Source organism: Agarilytica rhodophyticola (assembly GCF_002157225.2).
Taxonomy (GTDB): domain Bacteria; phylum Pseudomonadota; class Gammaproteobacteria; order Pseudomonadales; family Cellvibrionaceae; genus Agarilytica; species Agarilytica rhodophyticola.
In genome coordinates, this window is sequence record NZ_CP021745.1 from 56,864 (window position 1) to 80,456 (window position 23,593).

Annotated in this window: 20 protein-coding genes; 10 read left to right on the plus strand and 10 right to left on the minus strand. The window is 37.4% G+C overall.

Features of this window, described 5'->3' with window-relative positions; genetic code table 11:
* Positions 1–87: 87 nt before the first annotated feature.
* A complete protein-coding gene (locus BVC89_RS28570) occupies positions 88–678 on the minus strand; it encodes a cupin domain-containing protein (protein WP_103654369.1) in 591 nt (196 codons plus the stop codon).
* A gap of 300 nt (positions 679–978) precedes the next feature.
* Here BVC89_RS28570 and BVC89_RS28575 point away from each other — a divergent pair, with 300 nt between their 5' ends.
* The 3 genes from BVC89_RS28575 to BVC89_RS28585 all read left to right on the plus strand — a co-directional run bounded on the left by BVC89_RS28575 (position 979) and on the right by BVC89_RS28585 (position 4,127).
* The gene (locus tag BVC89_RS28575) at positions 979–1,881 is read left to right on the plus strand and encodes an AraC family transcriptional regulator (RefSeq protein ID WP_103654370.1); all 903 of its coding nucleotides are present in this window, start codon (positions 979–981) and stop codon (positions 1,879–1,881) included.
* Between the two features lie 252 nt (positions 1,882–2,133).
* Positions 2,134–2,937 carry a CmcJ/NvfI family oxidoreductase gene (locus BVC89_RS28580; RefSeq protein ID WP_103654371.1) on the plus strand — a complete coding sequence of 268 codons (804 nt, stop codon included), beginning with the start codon at positions 2,134–2,136 and terminating at the stop codon, positions 2,935–2,937.
* Between the two features lie 11 nt (positions 2,938–2,948).
* Positions 2,949–4,127: a cytochrome P450 gene (locus BVC89_RS28585; RefSeq protein WP_103654372.1), complete on the plus strand. Its 1,179-nt coding sequence runs from the start codon at positions 2,949–2,951 to the stop codon at positions 4,125–4,127.
* A gap of 138 nt (positions 4,128–4,265) precedes the next feature.
* Here the strand turns inward: BVC89_RS28585 and BVC89_RS28590 are convergent, their stop codons facing one another.
* From BVC89_RS28590 to BVC89_RS28610, 5 genes are all read right to left on the minus strand, one after another.
* Entirely contained in the window at positions 4,266–4,841 is a 576-nt protein-coding gene (locus BVC89_RS28590; RefSeq protein WP_103654373.1) for a DM9 repeat-containing protein, read from the minus strand.
* Between the two features lie 291 nt (positions 4,842–5,132).
* Entirely contained in the window at positions 5,133–5,621 is a 489-nt protein-coding gene (locus BVC89_RS28595) for a hypothetical protein (protein ID WP_103654374.1), read from the minus strand.
* 196 nt (positions 5,622–5,817) lie between these two features.
* Entirely contained in the window at positions 5,818–6,687 is an 870-nt protein-coding gene (locus tag BVC89_RS28600) for a TolB family protein (protein ID WP_103654375.1), read from the minus strand.
* A gap of 209 nt (positions 6,688–6,896) precedes the next feature.
* Positions 6,897–8,708 (minus strand): sensor histidine kinase, encoded by a 1,812-nt coding sequence (locus tag BVC89_RS28605; protein ID WP_103654376.1) that lies wholly within the window; start codon positions 8,706–8,708, stop codon positions 6,897–6,899.
* A complete protein-coding gene (locus BVC89_RS28610) occupies positions 8,709–9,404 on the minus strand; it encodes a response regulator transcription factor (protein WP_103654377.1) in 696 nt (231 codons plus the stop codon). It abuts the gene before it with no gap.
* A 188-nt stretch (positions 9,405–9,592) separates the two neighbouring features.
* Between BVC89_RS28610 and BVC89_RS28615 the strand changes: the two genes are divergently transcribed.
* The 4 genes from BVC89_RS28615 (at position 9,593) to BVC89_RS30025 (ending at position 16,698) form a co-directional block, all read left to right on the plus strand.
* Positions 9,593–11,047, plus strand: coding sequence for an MBL fold metallo-hydrolase (locus tag BVC89_RS28615; RefSeq protein ID WP_103654378.1), 1,455 nt, complete (start codon positions 9,593–9,595; stop codon positions 11,045–11,047).
* A gap of 1,160 nt (positions 11,048–12,207) precedes the next feature.
* Positions 12,208–14,796 (plus strand): RICIN domain-containing protein, encoded by a 2,589-nt coding sequence (locus tag BVC89_RS28620; protein WP_103654379.1) that lies wholly within the window; start codon positions 12,208–12,210, stop codon positions 14,794–14,796.
* A 327-nt stretch (positions 14,797–15,123) separates the two neighbouring features.
* Entirely contained in the window at positions 15,124–16,365 is a 1,242-nt protein-coding gene (locus BVC89_RS28625; RefSeq protein ID WP_103654380.1) for a tyrosine-type recombinase/integrase, read from the plus strand.
* A 195-nt stretch (positions 16,366–16,560) separates the two neighbouring features.
* Entirely contained in the window at positions 16,561–16,698 is a 138-nt protein-coding gene (locus tag BVC89_RS30025; protein ID WP_158658192.1) for a hypothetical protein, read from the plus strand.
* 44 nt (positions 16,699–16,742) lie between these two features.
* Here the strand turns inward: BVC89_RS30025 and BVC89_RS28630 are convergent, their stop codons facing one another.
* Positions 16,743–17,819: a DNA-binding protein gene (locus BVC89_RS28630; protein ID WP_245929452.1), complete on the minus strand. Its 1,077-nt coding sequence runs from the start codon at positions 17,817–17,819 to the stop codon at positions 16,743–16,745.
* A gap of 856 nt (positions 17,820–18,675) precedes the next feature.
* Here BVC89_RS28630 and BVC89_RS30030 point away from each other — a divergent pair.
* Complete coding sequence (locus tag BVC89_RS30030; protein WP_158658193.1) at positions 18,676–18,843, plus strand: hypothetical protein; 168 nt, start codon at positions 18,676–18,678, stop codon at positions 18,841–18,843.
* A gap of 65 nt (positions 18,844–18,908) precedes the next feature.
* On the opposite strand, the gene modA is transcribed toward BVC89_RS30030, so the two are convergent.
* Positions 18,909–19,667 (minus strand): molybdate ABC transporter substrate-binding protein, encoded by a 759-nt coding sequence (gene modA / locus BVC89_RS28635; RefSeq protein ID WP_103654382.1) that lies wholly within the window; start codon positions 19,665–19,667, stop codon positions 18,909–18,911.
* A 145-nt stretch (positions 19,668–19,812) separates the two neighbouring features.
* On the opposite strand from modA, the gene BVC89_RS28640 reads away from it, so the two are divergent.
* Positions 19,813–21,123, plus strand: a complete 1,311-nt coding sequence (locus tag BVC89_RS28640; protein ID WP_158658194.1) for an alginate export family protein — start codon at positions 19,813–19,815, stop codon at positions 21,121–21,123.
* Positions 21,124–21,136: 13 nt separating this feature from the next.
* On the opposite strand, the gene BVC89_RS28645 is transcribed toward BVC89_RS28640, so the two are convergent.
* Positions 21,137–22,027 (minus strand): LysR family transcriptional regulator, encoded by an 891-nt coding sequence (locus BVC89_RS28645; RefSeq protein WP_103654384.1) that lies wholly within the window; start codon positions 22,025–22,027, stop codon positions 21,137–21,139.
* A 242-nt stretch (positions 22,028–22,269) separates the two neighbouring features.
* The gene (locus BVC89_RS30835) at positions 22,270–22,458 is read right to left on the minus strand and encodes a cysteine-rich CWC family protein (protein ID WP_103654385.1); all 189 of its coding nucleotides are present in this window, start codon (positions 22,456–22,458) and stop codon (positions 22,270–22,272) included.
* A gap of 394 nt (positions 22,459–22,852) precedes the next feature.
* Here BVC89_RS30835 and BVC89_RS28655 point away from each other — a divergent pair, with 394 nt between their 5' ends.
* Positions 22,853–23,593, plus strand: a complete 741-nt coding sequence (locus BVC89_RS28655) for a hypothetical protein (RefSeq protein ID WP_103654386.1) — start codon at positions 22,853–22,855, stop codon at positions 23,591–23,593.

Below are 23,593 nucleotides of genomic sequence, written 5' to 3' on the forward strand. Positions count from 1 at the left end.
ATGGACACTTCTTTTGAGAATATTAAGAATTTAATTATTCGTACGGATACTTTATTGTAAGTTAAAAAAGTAACTGTTATCGACGATTTAGTGTCGAGTTAATTCACGAATTAACTCTTTGTGTTGCGGAAATTTCTTTATAAGCACGTCACGCTCCCCAATTTTCATATCTTTATAGTCAAAACCAGGAGCAACTGCATCACCTAATAGACCATAATCATATAGAGAGTCTTCTTCCGACATAAGTCGAGCCGCTTTCCAGTACCCACCTGGAACGATCAGTTGTAGCGAATGACCCGAGCTTATATCCGGGCCAAGTACATGCCTTTCAAGCTTACCATCAGGTGTAATAAAGAAATACTCAATAGGCTTGCCGCCGTGGAAGTAGTGGACAATGTCTGACTTATTAATATGGAAATGCCCCTTGGGTGACTCATCTGTCAAAAGATAATAGATCGATGTCATAGTGAAGCGCTCACCATTCGGTGTTTTTATTTTGCTGCGATGATCGGCTATAAAAGTCTGTTTAAAATAGCCACCTTCTATATGCGCCTCAAGATCTAATAACGCAATTACTCCTTTCGCATCTAATCTAGTATCTAAATTTTTCGCTTCTCCTGCATGACTGGAGCTTATATATAAAGATAGAAATAGTGAAAACAAAATATTAATTCGCATTACTTAAGACCTCCTGTTGTTTCGTATCTTGCAGGATAAACATATCTAATTCTTCTAGCCTATCTTGCCTTAAAAAAAATTGAGTTGGGTTATAAAAATTAAAATCTAGCATAAATACTCCGATAGGGATTAAGTACGTGGAATGTAATATAGTCCGACAGAATCAGTTTTAAGAGACACAAAATCATCAATATCATGCACAATAATTCAAAACATTGTCTTACTGATTTGAAATTCCCCTTTTTTACCTAGGGGTTTTTCTATAGACTAGGAGCAAAACCGATACTTATAGCTATTTCCATGGATCCAACTATCAATGACAGCGATATTGAATCGCTGAATCAATTTTTACTTTCTTGTGAGTTACAAGAGGGAAACAATCCGCGTTATATAAATGGCGGTGGTATTTTTAAAGCGTCTATGCCACATAGTAAACAGCCGATGTTCTATGAGCCGCTAATCTGTTTAGTCGCTCAAGGAGAAAAGTTATGTCATGTTGGTGACGAAACCTTTAACTACAAAAAAGGCGATTTTTTTATCAATATGCTACCTATGCCCGTAAAAGCAGAAATCGCAGTAGCATCTGAAGAAACACCGTTTTTATCGGCAACTTTATCTATTGATCTCGTAAGAGTGGCTGACATGCTGCTAAAAATTGAAAAATTAGAAGGTGAAAGGGCACCTACTACTAATCAAACCAATTCTTGCCTAATGGTAGGTAAGGCTTGCGACCAATTGGTCACAGCATTTCATAGATTGGTGGCACTTGGAGCAAACGAAATGGATTCCGCCGTTTTAGGGGAATCTATAGTGAATGAAATATACTATCGCATTCTTATGAGCGAATATGGCTTTTCGCTACGCACACTCTTGTCTCAATATGGGCAGGTACAACCTATTTCCAAAGCGGTAAGCTTTATTCACAATAATCTAGATAAGAATATCCAGATTCAAGAACTTGCATCGTTATCTAACATGAGCAAGACAACATTTTTTAATACATTTAAGAAATTAATGCATGTTGCACCAAATCAGTACATCAAATCATCTAAGCTGCAAAAAGCACAATCACTATTAAAAAATGGAATGCAGGCCAATGAAGCGAGTTTTCGCGTTGGCTATAATAGTTTTTCTCAATTCAGTCGTGAGTATAAGCGTCTTTTTGGATTTTCTCCTTCAGAGACCAGACTACATCCCAACTAACGTTATTTAGTATACCGATTCTGAACCTATAGCTCAGTACTAGGCGAGGTTTTGGTCCATTTATCGTCCTTGGGTTATTAATGATAGTTAGGTGAAAATCAAACTGATAGGTCTAAATCTTGACATACTACCTATCGATAGATAGTATTGGCAGTATTATTTACTGTGCAGATAACAAGCAATCATATCGATATGCTGATTTCTGATTCATCCGGAACCATAGGATAAACAAAGTTTGCAAAGGTGGCCTCAATGCAAAAGTCGCTCAATACTCAATTGAATTTCATTCGAAGCAACAGCCATATGAAGCCTAGAGTAACCTACTCAGGCACGAATGAAGGTCAACAATATAATGAAGCCTATAAATTTTTTGATGTTGCTATCGAAAATGCTCGCTTCAAAGAAAAAAAATTTACTTTAAACGAGCACGGGTTTGAGCTTATTGAGCATCATCTGACTGACACAAATTTTGAAAATAACGCATGGATAAGCGAAGCTTTTTATTCAGAGATTAAGAATATTGTTGCTAAAGCAAGTGGAGCCTCCGAGGTGTTTGTATTTGATCATACAATTCGTCGAGGTACTGACAATAGTAAACGTCGGCCTGCTCAACACGTACATGTGGATTACACCCATACCACCGCAGCATCTAGAGCAGCCGTGATAATCGATGAGAATAGATTGGAACGCTTTAAAGGCAAACGCTTCATTCAAGTTAATTTTTGGTGCTCTATTAAAGGACCTGTAGAGCAACTGCCTTTAGCATTCTTAGACTCCCAGAGTTTGGATGAAAATGATTTGGTGAAAGCAGATATTGAATTCAAAAACCCAGACCACTTGGGCGAAATATATGCTTTAAAATATAACCCGAATCAAAAATGGTTTTATTATGCAGATATGCAACCACAAGAAGCACTCCTCATTAAAGGGTACGACACTAATCAACATGCAATATCCAAATTTACACCGCACTCTGCATTTATAGATCCTACATCAAAACGTGGTACTGCTCCTCGACAAAGTATCGAAGTGCGCACATTTGCGTTTTTTGACTAGGTGCTAAGCGTATGACATACCCTTCTCAACACCTTCTGGGAAAGCAAACAACTCTCGTTGATCTTGAGGGTGATGTTCACTCATTAATGCATAAATTCCGAGAAGCTGAGCCTGTCTCATTTGTACATTCAATCAACGCTTGGTTAGTTACTCGACACGATGACTGTTGTTTGGTTATGCGGGATACAGAAACGTATACTGTAGATCACCCAGGTTTTACCACAGCCCAAGTAATTGGCCCGACGATGTTATCATTTGATGGTCAACTACATAAACAACATCGTCGTCCCTTTGAAGCACCCTTTCGCAAAACTGCAATTAAAGAAAGCTTTGATAGAAAAGTAAACAAACATATTAATGCTCTCATTGATAAGTTTGAAGAGCTAGACGGGACCGAACTTATGAAGTCTTTCGCGGGCCCAATTTCTGTTCTCACCATGCAATCAGCACTAGGCATGGAAAACGTCTCTATTTCACATGCGCTTAGTTTTAATAACAGTATTATTGATACAGTTACCGCTTTAACCGCAGGAAAACCTAAAGATCACATAGGTAGCGAGGCGTTTTCTGCATTTCGAGACAGCCTAACACCTGAATTAAACTCCGACCCTAACACCAGTCTATTAGCCAGCGCTCACGCTAACCCAGGAGACCTTAATGATGATCAACTACTGTCTAATGCAGCTCTGTTATTGATAGGCGGCATTGAAACCACAGAAGGCATGATTGGTAACGCCCTGTATCATTTACTGTCGGATCTCGACTTACTAGAACGAATAAAATCTGATACGAGCTTAATTCCTAAATTAATTGAAGAATCACTCAGATTAGAACCCGCCGCCGGAGTCATAGACCGTTTTGCAACAAAGGACGTGGTACTAAGAGGACGAACTATTAAGAAAGGTGATTTAGTTCGCGTGTCTCTTAGTGCAGCCAATCGAGATCCCAACGTTTTCGAGAGGCCAGATAAATTCGATTTATCTCGCACTAACCTCAAATCCCATGTCACTTTTGCCCAAGGGCCTCATGTTTGCTTGGGTTTACATCTAGCGAGATTGGAAGCTATAAAAGCAATAGAAATTATTCTTAAGCGAATACCAAAGTTACGTTTAAATAGTGAATACAGCACTAGTGCAAAACCCAAGGGACTAGTGTTTAGAAAACCTGATAAATTATGGGTGGAATGGTGAAGAATTTTAGGGAAGGTTGAGCAATAGGTGCACCTGATTACCTAGGTGCACTTATTAAGGCTTCGCCAAAAATGCTACTTATAAAAACGCAAAAGAATTTTGAAGTTAAGCTAATTTAGCTAGTACAAAAATAAAATTTTATTTTGCTGAGGTATCTGAAATAGTAGGATCTATTAATACGGAGAAGTTATCATCGCTGACCTTGTAAAGATGTTCTCGACCGCGATATGGAAGATAGCAACCATGTCCTCTTACAAACTTTCCTATTACATTGTCACTATAATAAAGTGATGCACAAATGTAAGTATCTCTGCCACCTTCATTGCCGCCAATAACCGCATCATTTCTAATTTTATTAGGTAGGGCACCACGGACGTAAGGTCCATGTAGACGCTTTTCCCATCGTAATCCGCCGGAGATTAGGCGATGTTCAAGAGACAGGAAGGACTTACTGCTCTCTTCTCTTCCTCTGTAGGGAACGTAACATGTGTCGCCTGATCGAGTACCTGGAATATTAGCATATTGGCATACATATACAGGACTATTAGAATTTTGGCGATTAGACTGAACAAGAGAGTGATTAGGGAATTGGCTTGGAGATATATCTAGCCAGCCACCACCATACACCCAGCTATTAGGATCTGAATAAGCATTGGCCTGGTTGTGACCAAAAAGAGAAAAAAGAACAGTCAGAAGAAGTGATTTTAATTTCATTTAATGCATCCTATATATCCAAAATTAGTTTTCTAAAATCATTTGCTTCGTTAAAGAAGACAAGTGAAAAACTTTAGCACCTGTCAACATTATGTTCGCCCCCCCAAATGGGGTGAGAGAATAATTTTGACGCCTCAAGATGCTAAAGATTGAATGGTTTGTTCGAACCGGATCACTTATCCTATAAGATTTAGAAAACCTATAACGCTATCTAAGCCAGCGGCCTTCTTCACAATTTAAAAATAAGGCCAACGATTATTAAGGATATATAATAGTTTTAATAGATAACGCTTAAAAAGGACGGCCTTGATTAAACTCAAAGCGCTGACCGCTGTATCTTCCCGAAGAGCTAAAAACATTTAACTGCGTTGCCAGAATAGCATTCTCCAAACAATGATCTGAGTACCAATAGATTTTACCTACATTAATTTGTATAGTGCTAGGGTCGTCGATAATAATTTCTCCCAACTGTCCCGGTGTTAATGTTGCACCCACTGTGGTATCGATGGGAGTGTTAGTTTGGGAGAAGTTGTCGTCGTAAGTTACAGAATTTGGCAAATATGAGTTACCATTAACATCTGTCAAAAATAGCTTAATATTTACTGAGTAAGGACTAACGTTAGTAATATAAAAAATACCCAGCCATGCATTGGTTGAGGTGATCATTGTAGGCGTCCAAGCATAACCTGATTTTGAAGTGCCCACAGGGCATTGATTGTCAGCCTTCACAGAAGAAAAAGAAAAAAGTGCTATTAGCAAAGATAATATTCGATGTTTCATAAAAAGTTCCTTATTGTAAAAAAGTCATAGCAAACAATAAGATCACCATATTTTATCTCGAACGTACAGATCTATTTTTCTGTTTATATAATGCATGAAAGAAGATTTTGTAATGTACATATATGGTATTTTTATAAGGCTTAATTTATATTCAGCAGCTTCTACCTCCTTGCTAAGTAAAGCTACACTTTGTTAATTATTCAGGCCTAAGATCATTAATAATCTGTGCATCAACCCAATATATATCTACCTCTTTGTTGCTTCTGCCCTTTGCTCGACGATCAAAGAAGAGATATTTCCCGTCAGGCGTTACACTTGGATAATTTTCAGCATCGGCAGTGTTTATTTTTTCCCCCATATTGATGGCCGGCCCCCAAGCGCCATCTTTCGTTCGAAAGCTGATATAGAGATCTGACGAGCCATAGCCACTTTCTCTAATACTGTCCCAGATAATGTAAGATTCATCGGGTGCGATAAAGGGGTGAGCATTATAGTTACCCACAGAAAACTGCGGCCCTAGTAACTTCGGCTCTTCATATTTGTCATCTTGTAACCGAGAGTAGCGTAGAGGGATATCGAGGTTTTCACTATAGGTATCAAAATAGTGGGTGCCACTGGTAGCAACAGAAGTTCGCATAATGAGGATGTCTTTTAGAGGTTCCGCTAGACTTTTCAGGTCTGACCAATCGTTACCTACACGTTCTATATATTTATTTTGTAAATATATAGTGTCTCCATCTGGGGAGATGGAAAGCTCACTCACGTCTGATTTAATAAGCGATTCTTGCCATTGGTTGTTCTTATATTCAATAACCGTCAAGGCCTTACCTTCTTGCTTAACCCTTATGAAATAGAACGCGTTCATACCCGGCGCGAATGTACCCTCGATTTCTTTAAAAGCCTTTGTGTTAACAATGCCGGGGGCAAAGATTTCAGGCCTTGAGCCAGGTGGTTTTTGTCCGAGATAGGGCCCTTTGAGGGCTGAAAACTTATCTCCACTATAACTTTTACTACTCATACATAAAATAGCAAGGAGTAGGGTAACTATCGTATAAATACTGTTCATAATTCGTTCTTTATCACTTGTTAAATATAGTTAGTACAAGCCGTTTAATTAGGCTGAGAAGGCCGAGGATAACGAATTCGTATTTAAATACCTGAAGTCCTAGTGATTTTTAGCTGACTTCCAGCTGAAAAAAAAATAATGTCTATTTATCAAGTAATTACAATGGAAGGTTTTACTATAATCGAGATATAGATCAAGGTTTAGAACAACTAAATCGAAGTCTCGTCAGCCTCTAAAGCAGGCTTATATTGAAACGACAATAGCATCGCCAAGCCAGGATCTTTTCTTGCGATTTCAACCTTACCTTGCTGTGCAATCATTAGTTCATCCACCAGAGCAAGTCCGATACCTGTACCTTGGGTAGTGCGTTTAAGCTCATCACCACCCCGATAAAATAAACCGAAGATTTTACTGGCCTGATCTGTAGTGATACCTTCACCATAGTCACGTATCTCAAGTTGGATCCATTGCTTATGACTAGGATGAAAACGAAATATAAAATCGATTTTTTGCCGACATACATCTTTAATTCGAGTTTTATCAAAGAACTTTATAGCATTATCAGTAATATTGATGATGACTTGAGAAAAAGCGTCTTGATCAACTAACACCGTCAAATTTTCTGCACAGGGAAGTTCCATCAAGAAATTTTGTTGAAAACCATGCTTTTCTATGATTGAGGAGGTTTTAGAGCGAATAATATCCTGCAGTAACGCCAACTCCGTAGGTTCTAGCTTAATATTTTGTTGCTGGTTACTAAGACTAGACAATTGTAGAATATTATTAATTAAACGAGTAAGTCGTCCACTCTCATTATAAATAAATTCATAATAATCTTGCCGGTGTTGTTTAGAGATGATTGTACCTTGTTTGAGCATTTCTGAGTACATGCGGATTGAAGTAAGAGGTGTTTTTAACTCATGACTGACGGAAGACACAAAGTTAAGCCTTTGCTCGGCTAACATTAGTTGACTAACACCTAAGCGATAAAAGCCATAGCAAGCGGCTAAAATAACGACAATTAAAACAAGTATAAAAAGCTTACTAAACAACATCGACGCTGTCATAGGGATCTTGTCAGTAGAAACAAACACCCAATAATCACCAAAAGGACTAGAGAGTCTAGACCGAGAAATAAGTTGTTGCTGCCAATTTCCATCAAGTTGTTGCTGCCAATTTCCATCAATAGGCAACTTCGGTTTTACTTCAATTATACCATCTGATGAGCTTTCGTATAAAAAATAATCTGCTTGGTTGGGGGAATTAATATTCTGTAGCTTAACAAGTACAGGGGAAGTAAAACGCCGTTTCTCTAACAGACCAATAAAAGCGTATTGTAGATAGGCTTGGCGTTCTACTATGTAGCCTTGTAATTTATTTTGCTGGCCATTAGAAACGATCCGATAAAAAATAAAATATTTGGGGATATCAAAAATAACTTTAAATAATCCATCTTCTTTTTTTATGCCCCAACGTAGTTGATTTTCAATTGTGCTAGACTCAGAAAGTATTTTATAAACTTTAACAGCTAATTTTTCGCGCGCTATTAATTCTGAATCATTTTCCCCCTGAGCGATATAATTATCATCCTCCTTTGACCAGGAGAAAGGCCAAACAGGACTATTAAAGTGTCCTTTGTTATCATATTGAAAGTACCCAACCAGCCCCCTTATGTATCGCTGCACAGCTAACTGTTCAACATCAAGATCAGATAAAGGTGATATAGATTGTTGCAGCTGCTTGGTGAGAGGGTTATATATCTGCTGATAATAAGCAAAAGCATTGTTTGGTAAATTGTTAGATAAGGTTAACTTTGTAAAGAGCTTTCGATTAACAGAAATAACAAAAGCGTCGGCTTCCCTTTGATAGCTGGCGAGAGCATTCTCTTCAAGCTGCTGGTACCCAAAGTAAAGCAAGCTTGTTAAGGGAATTAATAAACACAATAAAAAACCAAGGGCGAAATAACGCAATCGGCGCAAACGTTGAGAATAATTAAGTAAAGGCTTATTTAGAAATCGCATTCAATCAGTATACAGCTGATAGCCTTCGCCACGATGAGTAATCAAATGCTTAGGGGACTTAGGGTCTATCTCTATTTTTTTACGGATTTTAGCAATATGAATATCCACCGTACGTGTATCCATATCACTGGTATTTTTATACCCCCACACTTCGGTAAGCAATTCATTACGCGAGACAGGTACCTTCTGGCAGTGTAAGTAATATAGTATTTCAATTTCTCGACGGGTATATTTTATTTCCTGTTGATAGGATACGCCAGTCAAAGTTTGAGTACAAATGGATACATCTTTAGTTAATATAAGCTTACTACTTTCTCCTGTCCGACCCGAACGCCTAAGTAAGGCATTTACTCTTAGTACTAATTCAGAGGTAGAGAACGGCTTGGCGACGTAGTCGTCGGCGCCAAGTGTTAAGCCATTAATGATGTCCTGTTCATCATTTTTAGCTGTAAGCATTAAGATAGCTTGGTAACGAGAATGCTGCCTTAAAGCGTCACACACCTCGAAACCGTTCATCGAAGGCAACATAACATCTAAAATAACGCAGTCATAGTTGCCGTTGATCGCAAGCGATAGACCATTTTTGCCATCTGTCTCGCTCTCAACTTCATAGCCATGAAAGACAAAGAGATCTGTTAGCCCTCTTAATATACTAGGCTCATCCTCAACGATTAGAAGTTTAGATTTACTATTCAAACTGTTCTCTTTTTTAATCTTACCTTCATTTGGCCCACTACATCATATCGCCAAGACTGTAGCAAATATTTACGAAGGACAAATGTAAACTTTTGTAAAAATCCAAGCCTCTCATTTTTACTTGCTGTGCCTATTTGGAGTCTTAGTATTCTCTTATATTGGCAGCTGACCACGCCAAGGAGCTACCTATGAACTTCAAGTTAATAAGCTATCATCTAATAATAGCACTTTTCTACATGTCATTGTTTAAAGCAACTATATCAAAAGCAAGAGCAGGGGAGACGGAAGACTTTGTTGCTAGGGTAAAAGAACACTATCAAAAAACACTGCCAATTAATGCTTTCTCGATGAAATATCATTTCTTAAATAGACGATATCAAGATCACAACTATTGGGATTATAAAACACCGAACCTTTACATGTCACAGCGAGTGGTTGAAGTAGATATGGAAAAAAAGCATTTTTATGATAATGATGTCGTCTACTTCGCTGGAGGACGACTCTATGATAGAGCCCAATTCCAAAATGATAAGGAAAGTTTTTTTTATGAAAGAAGTGCTACATTTTTAGGAAAAGCCATTCTTCGTCAAGATTTAGATAGTTTTGATAGATTCATGAGCCATATTGTTATGAATATAGATTTTTTGGCGGTAAGACCTTTACTCGAAGAAGTAAAGATAAAGAAAAATGTTACGCTCAAAAAGAGTAAACATTCCAACACAGCAACTCTTACGCATACAACATCTGATGGTGATACCGTCGCTTACAAATTTCGTAATGACCCATTACAGTTAGTATCCATCAACCATAGTTCACTCAATGGTATTTTTGTCTATAAAGACTATCAAACTTCACGCGATATAACTTATGCTCGAAAGGTATATCAATATTATGATGGTGAAACAAAGCCAACCTATATAAAGTTTAATGATCATTTTGATATTATTGATGAGGTAGATCCTGCCAGACTTCAAGTTCCACAAGGGTATGGCCCGGAGCTTCAAGAAGGAGATGGAATATTAGTGTCGAAGGAAATCGCTAAAAACCTTTATCTTGTTACTGATTCCTCAGCAGTACATAACAGTTTACTTAAAGTAAATGGCGATGAAATTTCTATATTTGGTGCCACTGGAACCAGTGAGATAGCCGAGAAGACAATTGAGCTCATCCGCGAGCAGTTTCCAGAGAAGAAGATATCATCCGTTTATGTTAGTCATCCCCATGGACACCAAATAGCAGGTCTTAAAGTTTTTGCCGATCAAGGTGTCGAGATAATGGCCGATGAATACAGTATTGCAGGTATCAAAGCTTACCCGAACTTCACTAAGGATATCAGTAAATTTAAGTTCAGAGTAATTGAACATGAACAGGTCATCGATGGTGGGCAATTTTATGTATTAGAAAATATGCACTCTAAGCGACAAAGTTTTGTTTATTTTAGGGAAAGCGGAATTATCTTTCAGTCACACTTCCTTCATGTTCCTCTTGACAATACCATTGCTAAAGTAATACCCAATTATACTAGAACCTTTATAGACTTTATCAGGAGCAAGAACCTAAAAATTAATCGGGTTGTCGGCAACTATGTTAATAATAATATTTCCGTTGAAGTAATGAATAAAATTTACGATGTTAATATTTAGTTGCTAGATAGAATTTAATGAATATTGGCTTGTTATTGGCAAGCTAATATTTAGACTCAGTGATTTTTGATACTGACATTTTTGTGATTAGAACTATCATGGGATAAAAGAGAGTATAAATGTAGTTGTAAATTGGTAATCTTGCAACAGAAGATGTCACTTTTTACAGGAGCACATCACAAATGGTAAAGCCAAAATAACAATCGTATTATTTCTAGCAGACAAATTTTTTAACTATTTTTAATATTCAACATACTATCACAATATGTTGAATATTTATATGATCACTTGATTCACAGATTTTCTACATATAGAAACATAATTCTACAACTCACTATGCAATTTAATTTATATGCCACATAATTAAATAGCCCTTGAATTAATTCAAATAACAGTCATATGAAAAAAATACCCTAATAAAATTAGTAAACTAGCCGCTAATGAAAGTAGCCCATCTTCATTATTTAAAGGTTATTTTGGCGATGCACGATTATTCGACATTCAATCGGTATTACCAAATAAATTAAATCCGAAATTTCTCATTATTTATTTTATCGAAACAATTTTTCGAAGAATTAAGCCCAATTAACGAAAAAAATAACCATAAAAATCATTAAAAAAATTTAATATATGAGTTGTTTTTTATTTTCGAATTATATTAATCACGTACTTATATAGTGCATTACATGCAATTTTTTTGTGCACTTTAATAAAGTACTACCAATCAAAATTTAAATTGTACTGAAACTCTTGGGTCTGACAGGTTTAGTTGGATCAGGAAAAATAATTGTTGAGAAAGTTAGAAAAATAATTCTATGAGCGATACGATTGATTTTCACGAAAAATATCAGAAAATTAAATTGTGAACTAATTCAACATTATAAATATATATTAACCTTGTGGCAGATTTGCCAAATGCTTTGGGTAGTATTTTTAAAAAAATTCTGTAGGGTTAACACAACACTGTCGAAAATTTTAATATAAAACTCTAAAATAAGTTTTATATAACACTCTTAGTAAATTTTATATAGTGCTCTGAATAGAGTGCGATCCCACTAGAGCGCCGATCAATAATTTATTCAGGAAAATCTACAACCGTATATCTGGATGATACTTGTTATAGCTTGACACATTTAAAAACAGAACTTATAGAGGAAATTATGAATTCGATAAAATCAACTCGTACACTGCTTACAGGTTTATATTTTTCTGTAGTTAGTATTTGTAGTTCAGCAACTGATATTCATATTGACTTGAATACACAAAAGTTTATCAATAGTCATTCTGAATTGGATCGAACAAGATATTTTAATATACATATGTCACCATCTGTAAATGCATGGACAAAAAAAGAATTAGACGTTCTACTTGATCTAAATGTAGGTTTTGGACGACAGTTTTGGGGACCGTTCGCCGAACGCAAGCCACCATACCCAAACTCTACGCAATCAAAAAGTTTAGGTGCAAGAAAATTCTCTTACGACAGTAAATCAATTTATTATGATGTTTTGAGTCACCGCAATGTTGTTACATCCCATCCAAAGGATAGTTTCACGCCGGGAATGGATACGGCGGCAGCCGCGAAATGGGCTGCTGACTATTTTAAATATTATTGGGATGATAAAAACCGCCCTGAATACTACGAACCTATGAATGAGCCCTTCGTTAAGGCTGATGAGTTTGGTATTGACCAAAAGGAAGCAATGCGGCAAATGACTAATCTTTTCCGCGATATCGGTAAAGAGTTCGATAAACAAGGAATCAATACTAAGGTCATTGGTTATTCATCTGCTTGGCCTTCAATGGAAAAGTGGGACTTTGGACATTTCCGTAGCCGAATGAAACCATTCATGGATAGCGCAGGCCCGTATATGGATGCGTTCGCCGTTCACCTTTATGACGGTATTAATGTTACTGGAGCCGATAACCAACGTTCAGGCTCAAATACAGATGCCATTTTAGATTTGATTGAAACCTATAGTTTTGTTAAGTGGAATAAGGTTAAACCACACGCTATTACGGAGTACGGCGGCATTGAAAGTGAAGAAGTTTTTGGTAAGAATTATTCCGACATTAAGTCAGCTCAGTCGGTACGCTCAATCAATCATATGCTGTTTCAGCTAATGGACCGACAAGATCGACTTCTTACTTCTATTCCATTTATCACGGGTAAGTCTCCATGGCATTACGAAGATCCAAAAGAAAAATGGGAACCATATGAAGCGACAATTCGTAACCCGGATAAAAATAGTATTAAGGATGGCAAGCCAACACGTTTTTATTGGACGCCACGCCTTTATTTCTATAAGTTATGGTCTGATGTAAAAGGTAAACGTGTAAAAGCCTATTCAGACAATATTGACGTTCAGGTTCAAGCATTTGTGAGCGGTAAAAAAGCTTATATTGCTCTGAATAACTTATCGGAGGATTACCAACACGTTTCATTAAGCTTTGCAAACGCAATGGGAAATATCTCCAGCATCAATAAAAAGTCATTAAAAATTTTTAAAAACTTAAAGCCGGTTTATCTTAGCCAGAAGAATCTTGGTAGTATGAATAACCTTGGTCTTGAAAGTGGTGAAACTGTGGTTCTAGAATACAATTTTCGTTACGAAATTAACCTAAATGAGCGGTTAGATGTTAAGTCCTATTATTCAAAAGATCACTTAAAACCTATTCTGGCAAACAAAACAATTTGGTTTAACATAAATCATATACCGGTGCCGAAGCAACAGGGAAAATCTTATCTTAAAATAAGCTTCTCCCGTGCTCATGAAAAATCAAAGTCACCTAAAGTCCTTATAAATTCTAACTCATACAAACTACCCTCAAACTGGAAAGGTGGTGATCAGGCTAGCCGCGATGAATTTTTTGGCACAGTAGTGGTTCCGGTGAATAATGCTCATTTAAAAAAGAATAACGCTGTAGGTATTGTATTTCCTGATGCCGGTGGCCGAGTCAGTTCTGTTGTATTGGAAGTTCATAATGAGAGCTCACCTGATAGTTCAGAAACAGTACGGATCATAGGGACACCTACGACACTCGATTCATCGAAAAACCATTCATTTGAGGTGAAATACACTGCCGAACGACGCCGAGAAATTATACTGGAACTCTGGGGTGCAACAGGTTTTATTGGGTCAGGAAAAAGAATTGTTGAGGCAGGCAGCGGCAAAACGTCAGTGAAGCTCGAACTTAATTCTGTACCCGTATCTCGCAAAGGCTATTACATAAAGACGAGCATCCGCCCGATTGGAAGTAGCTGGAAACATAACTTAAATACTAATACATATAGAGACATTAGAGTTGCTTCTATTCCAAAAAGAAAAACCTCAATTGTTATATCTGATGGCGGAAAGTGTGTGAATCTTACAGGCAATCAGTCTAATAACGGCTCAGCATTTGACCAACAACGCTGTGATTCTGGCAATAGTCGACAAGTTTTCTTACTACAAGAAAAAGCACAAGGCTGGTACCACATTAGAGCTACTGCTAGCAATAAATGTTTGGATATCAAGGAAGGTAGCTCAAAGAATGGAGCAATGATCCAACAATATAGCTGTGAAGATACTAATCCTAACCAGCTGTGGCAACTGGTAGATAACGGCAATGGCTGGTATCAAATTAAGTCTAAAAAAACCGGCAAGTGCATAGATCGAAATGGCTTCAAGCATGATAACGGAAAATCTATTCAACAATGGTCATGCACAGGTGGTTCGAATCAAAAGTTTAAGTTTGTCACTCGTTAAAAGATACCTATAGATAAATTAGATTTTGATGTAGCATGATATTGTTTTTGAAAAATTAAACAGGTTAACCGTGTTATGCGGAGTATGGCTATTTGCTCATGTGTCGAGCCTAGTCATACACTAACCACCAATAGCAAATCAGATATAGATATAGCTGCAACACGTGTTACAGATAGAGTGGCCAGATACCTTGTGGTAAGTCATCTGTCATCAATTAAAAAGCTGCATTTCCACTACTTTTTATTTAAATCTAATACCTTTTAGTATTGGACATAAAGAGAGCCAGTATGTAAAATAACAACAAATTCAAATACAAGTTATGCTTACATGGCCATTCCTAAACCTGTTCCTCTTTACCCTACCTATGCCGATTTAAAAGATGTTAATTTTGATGAGTATCCGCAATTGCAGCAATTTTTAAACTCCTCAGACAAGTGGTGGCTAAAGCATTGGAATTGGGGTCAGGAATTTTTAAGCTATATTGGCCGCAATAAATCTGAACATACCTATATTCGCTTTCGTAATGAAACAGAGCGGTTTTTACTTTGGGTATTTCTTATTAAGCAAATGCCAATGGATCAATTGAGGAAAGCGGATATTCTGGAGTATGCAGATTTTTGCTGGAAGCCACCGGTATCATGGATATGCTTGGCGAATTATGAAAAATTCGTATTTCATAATGGTGCCTATAGTCAGAATAAGCAGTGGGCGCCTTTTCGCCTAAAATTACCTAAAAATACCAAGCATGAAGAAGCTCCGGATAGAAAGAAATATAAACCTTCTCAACAAACACTAACAGCGACTTTCACTGCAATAATTGCATTTTATAAATATCTTATGAATGAGGAATACCTTTACGGCAACCCAGCACAAATAGCGAAGGGCGATTGTCGGCACTTTATCAAAGATGCGCAGATAAAAGAAGTTAGGCGTTTGAATGACGAGCAATGGCAGTATATGTTTGAATTGGTGTTAAAGCTTGCTAATAGGGATCGCTTATACGAACGTAGTTTATTTGTTATTGCGGCGTTAAAAACATTGTTTTTACGTATCTCCGAGTTATCAGAACGTCCGAGTTGGACGCCGACAATGAGCCACTTTTGGGAAGACTCTGATGGCAATTGGTGGCTCAAAGTTTTCGGTAAAGGACGCAAAATTCGCGATATCACCGTGCCTCCAAATTTTATTGATTATCTTAAACGTTACCGAGAATATCGGGGTCTGACACCACTACCTGCTCCAGGAGAAAACCAGCCTATTGTAGAAAAAATTCGTGGTCAGGGGGGTATGACTTCACGCCAATTAACCCGAATAGTACAAGACATTTTTGATAAGGCTTATGAACAAATGCTTGAGGTGGAGGGAGAAGATAAAGCGAGAAAGCTAAAGGAGGCATCAACCCATTGGTTGCGCCATACAGGCGCTAGTATGGAAATTGAAAGAGGGCGTGCGCTAAAAGATTTATCAGAAGATCTCGGTCATTCAAGTATGGCCACAACAGATACCATTTATGTGCAAACAGAAAATCGCATTAGAGCGAAAAGTGGTAAAGGTAGAAAGGTCAATTAGTATCAATTATTAAAACCTGCAAGTGACTGCAAACTTAGGAGGAAAGCAATGCCAAGCTATCTTTAAGTTTGGCGTATAATTTTCCCTTTTATCCAGAAAAATATTCATGTGTGCCAATAGAAACAATTGAATGTCATCTGAGTGGACAGCTTTACACATTGCTATTAGACTAAAAATTGGAAAAAAGGAGAGCACATGGATATATTCAGAAAGTTAAAAGTATTATTTGATTATGACGCCATAGCAACAGTTTTTGTTACCCTGTTTTTTATCTTCGTTTTTGCAGTAGTCATACAAGGGGCACAAATACCTGCAACCTGGGTACTGGGATAGCTTGGAGTTTTCATAGCACACTATAAACTCACAGCCATCATAGACTAAGAACTAGTGGTAGAATTATTTTGCACATCATTTTCTTTTTCTTTGGCTCTTAAGTTAATCTTCTCTTTCTCTTCGATTAGACGATTAATTACGTCATCTTTAACGGCAATTTCAGCTTCATATTTTGCAAGTTGAATGGTTATTTTTTGTTGTCCCTGTAATAAGTTATTCACTTCTTCTTTAAGTTTTTTATTCTCATATTCTGTGGTTTCTGATAATTGATAATACTTGTGTTTATCCGATTCGAGGGCATGTACCTGAGTTTCCAGACTCTTCACTTGTGCACCCAAACTATCAGTTCCTGTTTCAAGCTTAACCACATCCTTATGGCAAGAACTCAACTCAGAAATTAAACGTGAATTATCCTTATTTAACTGGGTAATATCCGTTTGTTTAATTGATAGAGTTTGGTTAAGTGTTCGTATTTCTGCTTGTAATTCTCTAACATGCTGTTCATGCTTCCTATGATCTTGATCACGCTGCTCTTTTACCGCTTGTCGGTAGTGTTCAAGTGCTTCTCTGCTGTGACGATGTTTATCTTCAAGAGAATCTATATGTGTTTGTTTTTCATCAAGGAGTTGGCTCAGTCGTGACTCATTTTGTTGATACTCTGTTTGCTTTATTTCCAGCTCTCGCAACATAGCGTCTTGACGGTCTATTTCTTTTTCGCACTGTTGTAACGCGTCCTTTAATTCAACACCTTGCTTGTTAAGCTCAATAGAATCTACTTTTAATCTCTTATTTTCATTATCGATATCTGTTAGCTTCTCTTCGTAACTAAGCTTTAACTTCTCTACTACATCATAAGCTTCTTGACGCAAACCGGCAGCAAGCCTCATAACCAATTCCTTGATGGGTTGGCTTAACAAGGTTTCGTCATCCATTGTGGTAGAGGCTTCTTCTTCCAGCTCTTTAAGATAGCGATGTATGGTTGATTTTGAGCCTGTATTACCAAGTTCTACCCGCACAGCATCAATGGAAGGGTTTTGACCTTTTGCTATCAGTGCTTCACGTGCGTTTGCGACTAACGCTTTATTTATCCCGCCCCTAGCCATTTTACTTACCCACCTCATAAGGTATCTTTTATTACATTACATACTACAGAATTACATGTTCTTAATCTAATCTATTTTCCACTTTCATAGCATATAAATACAATTATTACTTATAACTCAATAAAATCTAATATCAAGACATAGGTTTGCGTTAGATGAGAGATATCTGCGAATAATTAAATATAACGTTGCAACTCTTATCTTTCTATAATATCTAGAAGCTATAATACTTATAAATTATTACGTACATCGATGTTTGGACTGATATTACCATGTGAATCAATTTTTATCCTATCCACTATATTTCCACGTAGTGAATTACCTTGAACTAATATATTTTCTGTATTCAGGTCAGTGATGACAATCCCGTAGCTGTTTTCTCGAATTATATTATTTTGCATACAGCATGTTTTGTATAAAAATTAACATTATTACCAATAATATTTTGTGCATACATTCTCCGGTAAATATTTATAAATTACATTGGATAAAAATTACATACTGTTTAATATACCTGTGTTATGTTTTTAGTTGAACTTATCTATTCATTTTTTATTAATAACGGAGACACTATATTAGCGGCTCAATTTAATTAGATAGTGAGTACAAAATGAAAGGAAAAGTTAGTGACGCTCTTATCATTAGTTTGATAGCTAGTTCAGCATTTTCAAGTACAGCACTTATTGCTACGTGTGAGAACCCACAGTGACATTACGTCCCTGAAGTACACCTGTTTTATGAAACATATGACCTGTCGATCTATAATCAGCAAAGCAGCCTTGACGAGAAATTAACAGACACTCCTGTTGTTGGTGCACTATGTTCACAACGGGAATCAAAATTAAATAGCCTACTTAGGGTATCAAGTCCACTGATGGCTTTTTGCCAAGAAAATATGCTCCGTATCTACTCGATCAGCGATAGTGGTTCTTTTAATGTTCAGTCTGAACAAGACAATACAACACCTCAATTCTGTATCGTCGCCGAGGGTTACATTAATGATGTATATATTAATACATTTGGACAGTTGACTAGTAATTAAACCCCAATATTTATCAGTGCTAATCTAAAGCTTTTAACAGGTTAATTACAATAATCTTTATGCCGTTATTTGGTACTTGATGTAGCGTAGCCATAGGACTCAATGATTCTTTGAGCACTATGGCTGCTTAGGAAGCGTAAAAACTCGCGAGCTGCGGCGTTAGTGTTGCCTCGGCTCAGTAACGCCGCGTCCTGTTTTATTGGTCTATGATATTCCCTCGGAACAAGCCAAAAAGAGCCTGTTTTTAAATGGTTTCCATCCATAATTTGAGAAAACGCAATAAAACCTATTTGGGCATTACCAGTACGCACAAACTGGTAGGTTTGTGCGATATTTTCTCCCTGCACCCATTTGGCTTTGGTCTTATCGTGCAGCTGTAGGCTCTTCAATGTATCAACAGCAGCGACACCGTAAGGAGCAAGTTTTGGATTAGCAAGCGCGAGCTTATTAAAACTCCCCATCTTTAATACTTCTGGGTTATTTTTGATCAACTTTGAGTTTGCAGACCATAGAGCCAGCCTTCCGATGGCATAAGTCGCGATCTTATCAGGTACAACGAACCCTTCTTTTTCGAGCTTTGCAGGTATTGTTTGATCCGCCGATAAAAAGATATCAAACGGCGCGCCATGTCTTATTTGCGCATAGAATTTACCAGAGGCACCAAAAGATAAAAGGACTTTGTGACCGCTAGACTGTTCAAAAACTTTGGTAATATCTAGCATCGTATTTTTGAAATTGGAGGCAACAGCTACATGAACATTTTCAGCAAAAAGAGAGTGGCTTAGCCCTAAAAAAATCGCAATAAGCAGCGTCTTATGTACCATAATATATTTTTCCGATAGGCTCTAGATCGTAATGCCTATGCTGTAGTATAAACTGGTACGTTGTAATCTTGCACAAGTATCGCGTTAAAATGAACATCACTGTTCAGTTAATACTCATTTCATGAGGTGGTAGGTGGTTTATCAAGTGAGTCGAGTTATTTTTCTCATATTAGTTCTAGGTGGCTCTGCTGTAGCAGCCGAAAATAAAAACTGGTCTTTTGGAGGGAATTACCGGCTACGATATGAAAACTTAGATAACCCATTTAGGGCGAATATAGAAGACTCTGATCAAGTACTAGCCTCACGATTACTGGCTAGTGTAAAGTTTAATAATGACGGGGTATTTGGCGAATTTGAACTACAGGATTCACGTACATGGTTGGATGATGACAGTACACCTCTAGGTACTGATGACGTTAACCCATTAGAGCCGCTACAAGTTTATATCGGCTGGCGAAACAAAAATAATTTCTCCGCTAAAGTTGGTCGCCTAACCCTTAATATTGGTAGCCGTCGATTAGTGTCACGTAATGGCTTTCGCAATACAATCAATGCTTTTAGCGGCATGCACACATCATGGATAAAAGATAACTGGCACGCACAAACTTTATATACCCTCCCCCTACAACGCCGTCCTAGCGATCGTTTAGCCTTGGACAACAACGAAATTCAAATCGATAAGCATTACTCGGGAATTCATTTTGCGGGTATACACGTAACCCGAGAAAAGCAAAACAAAGAGTTGTTAGAGCTCTACTATTTTATGCTAGATGAGGAAGATCAAGCTAATTTAAATACAAGAAACCGCGCACTCAACACTTTAGGCCTAAGGTTATTACAACCGAAAAAACTTTCACACTGGGATTATGAATTTGAAGCGGCATATCAATTTGGTGAGGCACGAACAAATAGATCCGTTTCTAATACCAATGACTTAGACGTAAATGCAGGCTTTATTCATGTTCACCTTGCTTATCAATTTAACAGCTTATGGTTTTCTAGAATAGTTCTGCAAGCAGATTATGCCAGCGGTGATAAAGATCCCAATGATAATAAGTACAACCGCTTTGATACTCTGTTCGGGTCTCGAGGCTTCGAGTACGGGCATACAGGTATATACGGTGCTTTTGCCCGAAGTAATATTTTATCTCCTGGCTTGAGATGGGAATTCCAACCTCGCGATGCACTCTCAGCACTTGTCGGCTATCGCTCAGTTTGGCTAGCCTCTGACAAAGACGCATTAACCACTGCAAATGTCGTTGATCCGAGCGGCAACACCAGCAAGTTTGTCGGACAGCAGTTACAAGTTCGCCTAGATATTAAGTTATCATCATCCATTAAATTTGAAGTCGGTGGGGCTTACTTATTAAAAGGTAGTTTTTTAAAAGATGCTCCTAATGCATCGCCCACTGGTGACACCCATCATATATATTCTCAAGTGGTCGTTAAATTTTAAATCTGCTACAAAATTAGTGGACTGCGGATTTCTTTTTTGCCAAGGCGACCAAAGCATGAGCAAAGGCGCTGTCATCATTAGTGCGCATACCAAGATGAATTTGCTTATAAACACCAGCTTTGCCCAATGCTATTGCTTTTATTGGTAATTGTTCTGCAAACTGATCCACTAGCCAGCGAGGTAATGTTGCTACACCACGATGTGCTGCCACCAGCTGTAGCATAATCTCGGTGGCTTCCACCGTTTTATGCTTTTGGGGCCGACAGTTTGCCGGCAATAAAAATAAGCTGTAAATATCCAAGCGTTCAATATCTACTGGGTATGTATAAAGAACTTGATCTAATAAATCTTCAGGCTCGATAAATTGACGTTGATAAAATGGATGCTCGTGTCCAACAACTAATACCTGTTCATAATCAAAAACAGGAACAAAGGAAATTCCTTTTCGCAATAGGGGATCCGGTGTAACTAATACATCGATGTCGTGATTAAACAGCGCGGCCATTCCACCAAATTGAAATTGTTGTTTCACATCCACATCAACTCCAGGGAATTGCTCAAGAAAATCGTGAACTACGGTAAGCAACCATTGGTAGCAAGGGTGACATTCCATGCCTATGCTCAGGTTACCGCTCTCCCCTTTAGCATACTGTTGCAAACTCTCATCAATTCTCTCGAGCTGAGGTAATAAGCGCCTTGCTTCTCTTAACAAATAGTGTCCAGCCTCCGTTAGTTGAATCTGCCTCCCCTCCTTTCTCCACAAAGACAAGGCAAATTTCGCTTCTAACTTTTTTATGGTGTGACTCAAGGCTGATTGTGTCAGGTTTAATTTATCGGCCGCTGCGGTTAGTGAGCCCTGACGATCTATCTCAAGCATAATCCTTAAGTGCATTCTTTCAATCATTGTTGAACCATGAATAATAGTAATGGGTGCATAGGGATATTACCACTATTCATCATGAGTAGTCCTGTTGATACTGCGATTATTATTAAACCGATACTTTAACAGCAAGACTAATATACTCAGGTATCTCTACATATACCTTCCTATATATTTCGCCATAAATTGAGTACTTACTGGAGTATGATTATATTGGTGTTAGCGGGCTCTAACTTGCTACTTTCTCAAAGAACAAAATGATAAGATTATAGGGGCATTTCACTTATTTCTTTTAAGCAACTATTGCATAAACAACGATCCCAACGTTCAGCAATGAATGCTCTTTGTTTATCTGACAAATGAATGTCGCTGCAATGACAAATCAAAATAGAGCCCATTTTACACTCAAAATCTTTAAGGCAACGGGGACAAACAATAGTCTCATGCTTTGGCATCACTTCTGTATTCCAAGAAATATCTAGGCATATTATATGCTGGCACCAATGGATGAACAAACCCCTTATTATTTAACACGCCAACTATTGTTAGACCATGCCATAATCCTTTAACTGTGCACTTCAAATGTTACGCTTTTCTCACAACCATAGATTTCCGCTGGATAAACAACTAACGAATAGAAATACTATTAACCTGGTGGCTAATTAATATCGAGATGTAGATCAACTATATGGTTATGCCCGTCGTCGAAACAATTAACAATAAGCTCGACATCATATTACTATTTTTATTTATTTAACGTCTGGAATTGACGGATAAGTTGTTGTTAATAGATCCTATTTATATGCATGTGTTTTTGTTCTAAAGATCATCATAATTTTGGCAGTTTATATGAAGATAAATAAATATGAATTCTTATTTTCTGAAGTCAAAAGCCTGGAAAAATTCAACGTAATTATTGAAGATATCTTTTATGTCGTATCAAAAACCTTAGTTGGCCTTAAAGAATCGGATATTCGCGACATTATTCAACAGCCTTCAAATGTAGATGTTAGAGCCATGCTGATGAGACATGGAAATAAGACGGTTGGCTTTGTTATCGTTCAAAGAATAGATGTGACAATAGAAAACAAGGTTATCAGTGTTTTTCAATCGGTGGCGAGTGTGCTGCCAAAATATCGTACAGTGATAAACTTATCAAGTTACGTAAATGAGGTGGCGCTAAAACATAAGTTTTGTTTTCCTTTTCGCGAGATATTCTGTCTAGGTTTTTACACTTCACCGTCCATTTATGATGCTTTTCAAAAAGACTACTATGAGTTTTACCTCACAGTAGCCAATGAAATGCCAAAAAACTGTAAAAAAGTTATTGATTACTTAATACAAGAAGTTGAAAAAAATAAGAGCTCATTAGAATCTTCTATTGCTCTAATGGATAACTCACAATTCTCATATTTTACCAACGTTATTTCAAAAGTAGGTTATAAAGACCATTGTGGCATTTGTATTTTAATCCCTTTTTCTTGGCAAAATATTGGGATGAGTATTCTCAAAAAGATGAAAGCGCAAAAGCTTTTAACTAGAGAACGGATAATACAAACAAAAAACAAAACTTTTTTAACTGAAAAATAG